The sequence below is a fragment of the Pseudoalteromonas sp. SR45-5 genome, from assembly GCF_014163565.1.
Lineage (GTDB): Bacteria > Pseudomonadota > Gammaproteobacteria > Enterobacterales > Alteromonadaceae > Pseudoalteromonas > Pseudoalteromonas distincta.
Genome location: NZ_JACJDN010000629.1, coordinates 1 through 2,277, shown reverse-complemented (window position 1 = coordinate 2,277; position 2,277 = coordinate 1). Strand labels below are relative to the sequence as shown.

The 2,277-nt window shown below is 39.4% G+C and carries 2 protein-coding genes; both read right to left on the bottom strand.

All coding sequences use genetic code 11. From position 1 onward, the window contains the following. Positions 1–19 precede the first annotated feature (19 nt). Positions 20–1,513 (bottom strand): guanosine-5'-triphosphate,3'-diphosphate diphosphatase, encoded by a 1,494-nt coding sequence (gene gppA, locus H5072_RS17305; RefSeq protein WP_182694252.1) that lies wholly within the window; start codon positions 1,511–1,513, stop codon positions 20–22. Between the two features lie 43 nt (positions 1,514–1,556). Beyond that, positions 1,557–2,277: helicase-related protein (locus H5072_RS17300; protein ID WP_259395975.1), on the bottom strand; the 721-nt coding region annotated here is incomplete at its 5' end.

Sequence of the window (2,277 nt, the reverse complement as noted above, 5' to 3'; positions counted from 1 at the left end):
CCCTGATGGGCCTTTTTAATTAGTTTACTATGAGCTTCCAGCCAAGTTTTCCTTGCTGTTTAGACTCTTGTTGCAGCTCGCTGGCCATTAATGGATGATCTTTTAACCAGTTACTTTCAAACTTAAGGTCTAACACTTCATTTTTAGCAGTTAACTTAAACTTAGGCAGTACATCATCTTGTCTGCGCATTGATAAAATGACTGCTATTCGTAGTAATCTCACTATATATTGTGCTAATAGACTATTTACGCCGAGTGAATTAAAACAACCTTTTGGAAAATCAGATCGATGTGCATCTGCTACCGCTACTATTAATTTATGCTCTGACTGTGAAAAACCAGGCATATCGGTATTTTCCAAAATATAAGCGGTATGTTTATGGTACTGCTTATACTCTATTAGTAATCCAATCTCATGAAGCTGCGCTACCGCTTTTAATAGTGGTAACCCATTTAAGCTTTCAATTGGCCAATCTTTATCAATACTCAGCGCTAACTGCATTGCCAAGCTTGAAACTCGACACGCTTGTTTTTGATCAACATGATAACGGCTCATAAACCCATCAACAGTGCGTTTGCGAATGTCGTTATTATGAAACTCCGGAACCATGCTATATAAAACACCTTCACGCAGTGCTCCACCCGCCAATCCCATTTTTTCTATTTCAAGAGATTCAAATAGTGCGATTAAGATTGCAAGTCCTGATACAAATACCAGTCGACGGTCTTCACTTAACCCAGGAAGGTCTAGCGCTGCAATAGTGCTAAATGCAATTGCTTGATCTTTTATGGTGTTGAGCTTTTCAAGTGTAAGTAAGTCGTCAAGATTTTGCGCGACCATAATTTCTTGAATTGCTTGTACTGTACCAGAAGCTCCAGATGCAATTTGCCATCCAGCTGCTTTATACTCTGGAGAAATTTCATCAATGACTGTACGAGCCGCTTTTATTGCTGCGTTAAAGTTACTCTTACTTAGTTGGCAATCTTTAAAATAGCGTTCAAGATAGGTAACACACCCCATATTGAGGCTTTTGTAATGTAGGGCATCAAATGCTTTACCAATTACAACTTCTGTGCTTGCACCACCAATATCAATAACAAGCTGTTTGCCAGTACAAGATGAAGTATGGGCAACACCTTTATAAATTGTGCGCGCTTCTAATTCTCCGCTAATAACATTAATGTTATGACCTAGAATTTTTTCGGCATGATTTTTAAATACTTCGGCGTTAGTTGCTAAGCGTAAGGTAGCTGTTGCTACTATGGTGATGTTTTTGTCTGGGATATCTTGTAGACGCTCAGCAAAAAGGGCAAGGCATTCCCAGCCTCGCTGCATTGCTTCAGTGCTTAATACGTTTCCTTTATCAAGCCCTGCGGCTAATCGGACTTTGCGTTTAACACGTCCAATTGTTTGTAGACCGCCAGCAATTGATTTGGCAATAAGCATATGAAAGCTATTTGAGCCCAAATCAATAACTGCGTACACATTTTTTTGCGGTTTAAGTTGCCCCACCGTTCAAAAACCTCTAGTTACTACTACTTATACAAACGGTCGCTTACGACCGTCCTTTTTGGTAACTATTATTTGGGCGACGTCCGCTATTATTACTACGGTTACGTGGACCTGTTGAATAGTTGCGCTTTCTTTGAATAATAGGCTGAGTTAAATCATCTAGCAATGCTGTTTTATCATAATGTGATAAAGGAATGCTGTGCTCTATATATTCTTCAATTTCATGCAGGTTGTATGCATATTGCTCACATGCAAAACTAATTGCGTGGCCTGATGCACCAGCGCGGCCAGTACGGCCAATACGGTGAACATAATCTTCACAATCGTCAGGTAAATCAAAGTTAAACACATGACTTACTTCTGGAATATGAAGACCACGCGCTGCAACATCGGTCGCAACTAAAAAGTCTAAATCACCTTTGCTAAATTGCGCTAATATAGTTTGGCGTTTTTTCTGGTTAACATCACCAGTAAGCATACCTACACGATGACCGTCTGATTTAAGCCAAGCATAAACCGTCTCACAACTATGCTTGGTATTTGCAAACACGATTGCCTTCTCTGGCCATTCTTCTTCAATTAAGGTTAACAACAGCTTAATTTTATCTTCTTGCGAAGGATGAAATAGCTCTTCTTGAGTATTAAGGTATTTTGCACGTTCAGTGAATGACGTTAATCGCCATTTTAAATATGTTTCGTGAGATTTTTCGATTACCTGTTCTGCTTCCTTTTGAGAAAGTAGTGTATAGGTTTCAATGGTTTGC